The organism is Micromonospora maritima, assembly GCF_902825405.1.
In the GTDB taxonomy this organism is placed as follows: domain Bacteria; phylum Actinomycetota; class Actinomycetes; order Mycobacteriales; family Micromonosporaceae; genus Micromonospora; species Micromonospora maritima.
Genome location: NZ_CADEAU010000446.1, coordinates 1 through 4,378 on the forward strand (window position 1 = coordinate 1; position 4,378 = coordinate 4,378).

5 protein-coding genes and 1 pseudogene are annotated in these 4,378 nt (G+C 77.1%); 4 read left to right on the forward strand and 2 right to left on the reverse strand.

Going from position 1 to position 4,378, the window contains the following annotated elements:
* From HUW36_RS26690 to HUW36_RS26700, 3 genes and pseudogenes are all read left to right on the forward strand, one after another.
* Positions 1-218: pseudogene (locus HUW36_RS26690) on the forward strand (DNA alkylation response protein); the annotation flags it as partial.
* A gap of 9 nt (positions 219-227) precedes the next feature.
* Entirely contained in the window at positions 228-1,049 is an 822-nt protein-coding gene (locus tag HUW36_RS26695; RefSeq protein ID WP_174530667.1) for an MOSC domain-containing protein, read from the forward strand.
* Positions 1,046-2,050, forward strand: coding sequence for an outer membrane protein assembly factor BamB family protein (locus HUW36_RS26700; RefSeq protein ID WP_174530668.1), 1,005 nt, complete (start codon positions 1,046-1,048; stop codon positions 2,048-2,050). The genes HUW36_RS26695 and HUW36_RS26700 overlap by 4 nt, the downstream gene beginning before the upstream one ends.
* On the opposite strand, the gene HUW36_RS26705 is transcribed toward HUW36_RS26700, so the two are convergent.
* The gene (locus tag HUW36_RS26705) at positions 2,037-2,624 is read right to left on the reverse strand and encodes a GNAT family N-acetyltransferase (RefSeq protein ID WP_174530669.1); all 588 of its coding nucleotides are present in this window, start codon (positions 2,622-2,624) and stop codon (positions 2,037-2,039) included. The two genes, HUW36_RS26700 and HUW36_RS26705, sit on opposite strands and share 14 nt — an antisense overlap.
* Positions 2,625-2,657: 33 nt before the next feature.
* Here HUW36_RS26705 and HUW36_RS26710 point away from each other — a divergent pair, with 33 nt between their 5' ends.
* A complete protein-coding gene (locus HUW36_RS26710; RefSeq protein WP_174530670.1) occupies positions 2,658-3,863 on the forward strand; it encodes a MalY/PatB family protein in 1,206 nt (401 codons plus the stop codon).
* Positions 3,864-3,870: 7 nt separating this feature from the next.
* Here HUW36_RS26710 and HUW36_RS26715 read toward each other — a convergent pair.
* Positions 3,871-4,378, reverse strand: a 508-nt coding sequence (locus HUW36_RS26715) for a DNA glycosylase AlkZ-like family protein (RefSeq protein WP_174530671.1), incomplete at its 5' end; no start/stop codon positions are given.

Here is a 4,378-nt window from a genome sequence, read left to right on the forward strand (position 1 = left end):
CCGACCGGAGCGACCTGGAGCTGCGGGCCCGGCGCGTGGTCGAGCGGCTGGCGCTGGTGCTGCAGGGCGCGCTGCTGGTCCGTCACGGCCACCCGGCGGTCGCCGACGCGTTCTGCGCCTCCCGGCTCGCCGGCGACCACGGCCAGGCGTACGGCACGCTGCCGGGCGGTCTCGACCTCGCCGCGATCGTCGACCGGGCCACTCCCAAGATCGGCTAGGGTCGCGGGATGCGGCTCACCTCGGTGCACCTGTACCCGGTCAAGTCCCTCGGCGGGGTCGACGTCGACCGGGCGGTCGTGGAGCCGTGGGGGCTGCGCCACGACCGCCGGTGGGTGCTCCTGCAACCGGACGGCGGCACGCTGACCGCCCGCACCGCGCCCGCGATGCTCGGCCTGACCGCCGTGCCCGGCACCGCATCGATCACGCTCACCGACCGCGACGGCACGTCGGTGACCGTCGCCGAACCGGTGCACGGGCCACCGGCGGCCACCGCCGTGTCCCGGCTGGACACGGTCCGGCTGGCCGACGACGAGGCCCACGCGTGGCTCTCCGACCGCCTCGGCCGGCCGGTACGGCTGGGCTGGCTGGACGACCCGCGTCGTCGCCCGGTCTCGACCGACCACGGTGGACGTCCCGGCGACGCGCTCAACCTCTCCGACGCCGGACCGCTGCTGGCCACCACGGCGCCGTCACTGCGCCGGCTGCGCGACTGGATCGTCGAGGGCGCGCTGGAGCGGGGCGAGCCCGCGCCCGACCCGCTGCCGATGGCCCGGTTCCGGCCCTCCGTGGTGCTCGACGGGCCGATCGCACCGTTCGTCGAGGACGGCTGGACCGGACTGCGGATCGGCAGTGTCGACTTCCGGTTCGCCGAACGGTGCGACCGCTGCCAGCTCACGCTGATCGACCCGGTGACGCTCACCAGCGGCCGGGAGCCGATCCGCACGCTCGCCCGGCACCGGCGCCAGGACGGCAAGACCTGGTTCGGCGTCCGGTTGATCCCGCTGGGCGGCGGCGAGATCCGGGTCGGCGACGAGTGCCACGCGACGTGAGCCGCCGACCGGTCGGGTCCGTGCGGGTGCGCTGGCGCAGGCCGACGCACCTGCGGGGCCCGCAGCGCGTCGCGGTCGCGTCCGGACGGGTGGTGGCGCACGAGCGCGGCAGCCGGCTGGTGGGGTTGGACGCCGCGACCGGAGCGCCGCGCTGGGACGTACCGCTGGGCACCTGGCCCCGGTCGGTCGTCGCGACCGACCGGCGGTGCTGGGCGCTGCCCCAGGACCGCGCCGAGCTGGCCTGCCTCGACCTGGGTGCCGGATCGGCGCTCTGGCGAGCGGCGGTGCCGCCGTTCAGTGGCCACGTGGTGGTGGCCGGGGACACGACGCTCGTGGGCGGGTGGCGTGGGTACACCGCGCTGCGGGCGCTCGACGGACGGACCGGGGGCCTCCGGTGGGTCCGCCCCGGCCCGGTGCCCGTCGTACGGCCCGTGGTGGCCGCCGGCCGGGTCCTCCTGGCCCGGCCGGGCACACCCGAGCTGACGGTGCTCGACCTCGACGACGGCTCCGAGGTGTTCCGCCGCGACCTGCCCGAGCCGTTCGCGGACCCCGACGACCGGCCGGCCTTCGTGCCCGTGGACGCCGACCACGTCCTGGTGCGGTGCGGCCCACGGTCGCTGTGGCGGGTCCACGTCGGATCCGGCGACGCCGACGAGTTCTTCCGTGCCGACGCCGACCTGAGCCCCGACGCGCCCGTCGTCTCCGGCGCCCTGGTGTGCGTACGCGACCGCCGGGCCGGCCTGACCGCCCTCGACACCGGCACCGGGCGCTCCCGCTGGCGACTCGTCGCCGACGACGACCCGCCGGTCGGCGGCGTGGTGCGGACGGAGAACGGTCACCTGGTGGCGCGGCGGTCGGGAATGCTGGTGCGGGTGGACGACGACGGTGAGATCCACGGGCGGGCCACCGCGGGGCGGCGGCTCGACGCTGCCCGCGCGCTCACCTTCGGCAGCGTGCTGCTCACCGGGCCGGGCGAGTTGAGCGCGGTCACCCCGCCCTGACGGCGCCGCCGGCCGGATCCCGCGCGGCGCGCCACTCGTCGGCCAGGAGCGCGAACACGAGCTGGTCGGCCCACCCGTCACCGAACCGGTGGCTGCGCACGTGCCGCGCCTCCCGTCGCATGCCCAGCCGGGCGGCCAGGCGGGCCGACGCCTCGTTGCCGGCGTGGCAGCGGACCACCACCCGGTGCAGCCCGAACGCGCCGAAACCCCAGTCCAGCAGCGCCCCGGCCGCCTCGGTGGCCAACCCACGGCCGCCGTGGTCGGGGTGGAACACGTAGCCCAGCTCGCCGGTGCGGTCGGCCCGGCTGCGCCACACCAGCTCCACCGCGCCGACCACCACGTCCCCGGCCACCACCGCGAGCGTCAGGCAGTCGCCCTCCGCGCGCAGCGCGTCCTCCCCCGCCATCGCCACCACCGACGCGCGCGACTCCGCCCGGGTACGCGGCGCGGCCCCGAGCATCCAGCGGACCACGTCGGGGCGGCACTGCCAGGCGTGCACGTCGTCGAGGTCGTCGAGGGTGACCGGGCGCAGCCGGAGTCGCGGCGTGCGCAGCGGGTACGTCGGGTGGGCCATCGGCCGATCCTAGGGACGCCTAGGGTGGGCCGCATGACGGTTTCCGCCGACGTCGACAACCCGCTCACCCAGCTCACGCTCGACCAGCTCCGGCGACGCACCAGCGTCAAGTGGCGCCTGCACCCGCCGGACGTGCTGCCGCTGTGGGTCGCCGAGCAGGACGTGCCGCTGGCGCCGCCGGTGGCCGAGGCGTTGCGCCGGGCGGTCGAGCTGGGCGACACCGGCTACGCGTACGGGACGGCGTACGCGGAGGCGCTCGGCGGTTTCGCGGCGCGGCGCTGGGACTGGGCCGACTTCCCGGTCGGCCGGACCACGCTGGTGCCGGACGTGATGACGGGCGCGGTCGAGGTGCTACGGCTGGTCACCGACCCGGGCGACGCGGTGGTGGTCTGTCCGCCCGTCTACCCGCCGTTCTACGCGTTCGTCACGCACGCCGGGCGGCAGGTGGTCGAGGCACCGCTCGGCGCCGACCTGCGGATCGACCACGCCGCGCTGGACGAGGCGTTCCGCCGGGCCCGCGCCCTCGGCCCCCGGCCCGCGTTCCTGCTGTGCAACCCGCACAACCCGACCGGCGTGGTGCACCGCCGCGACGAACTGGAGGCGGTCGCCGAGCTGGCCACCCGGCACGGCGTACGGGTGGTCTCCGACGAGATCCACGCCCCGCTGGCGCTCACCGGCGCGCGGTTCACCCCGTACCTGACGGTGGCCGGCGCCGGGGACGCGTTCGCGCTGGTCTCGGCGTCGAAGGCGTGGAACCTCGCCGGTCTCAAGGCGGCGCTGGCCGTCGCCGGGGGCGACGCCGCGGACGACCTGGCCCGGATGCCCGAGGAGGTCAGCCACGGGCCGAGCCACCTCGGGGTGCTCGCGCACACCGCCGCGTTCCGCGACGGCGGGCCGTGGCTGGACGCGTTGCTCGGCGGGCTCGACGCCAACCGCGCGCTGCTCGGGTCGCTGCTGGCCGACCACCTGCCGACCGTCTCCTGGCGTCCGCCGGAGGGCACCTACCTGGCCTGGCTGGACTGCACCGGGCTGGGCGTGCCCACCGACGCGCCGGCCGGCGGCGTGGCCAGCGACCTGGCCGGGCCGGCGCGGATGTTCCTCGACCGGGCCCGGGTGGCGCTCAGCTCCGGGCACGTCTTCGGCACCGGCGGCACGGGCTTCGTCCGGCTCAACTTCGCCACCTCGCCCGCCGTCCTCACCGAGGCGGTGACCCGGATGGGTCGGGCCGTGACCGGCTGACCCGGCGTCAGCGCGGCGACGCGGCGACGCGTACCCGGGGGTTTCCGCCGTCGGAGAGGAACGACGCGACGGCCCGGCCCTCCTCGGCGGCGGCGGCGCGTTCGGCCCGGGTGAACGCGCGCAGCGGCGTGACGACCACCGTGCCCCCGTCGACGGTCCAGGTCGCCGCCACCCGGCCGTCGAGCAGCACGAACCGCGCCCCGCCGACGGACAGCCCCCGGTGGGCGTCGGCGATGATCCGGGTGCGGTCGTGGTAGCCGAGCACGGCGTTGTCGAAGGCGGGCAGGAATCGCGCCGGCGCGGGGGTGTCGGGGTCGGGGCGGGGCGCGTCGGGCAGGTCGAGCAGCACCCGGCCGCGTGCGTCGCGGAAGGACACCAGCTCGTCGCGGACCGCGGCCACCGCCGCGGGCAGCCCGGCCAGACCGCACCAGGCGCGCAGATCCGCCGAGGCGGCCGGGCCGTACGCGGCGAGGTAGCGGCGGACCAGCTCCTGCCCGACCGGGTCGGTGCCGTCC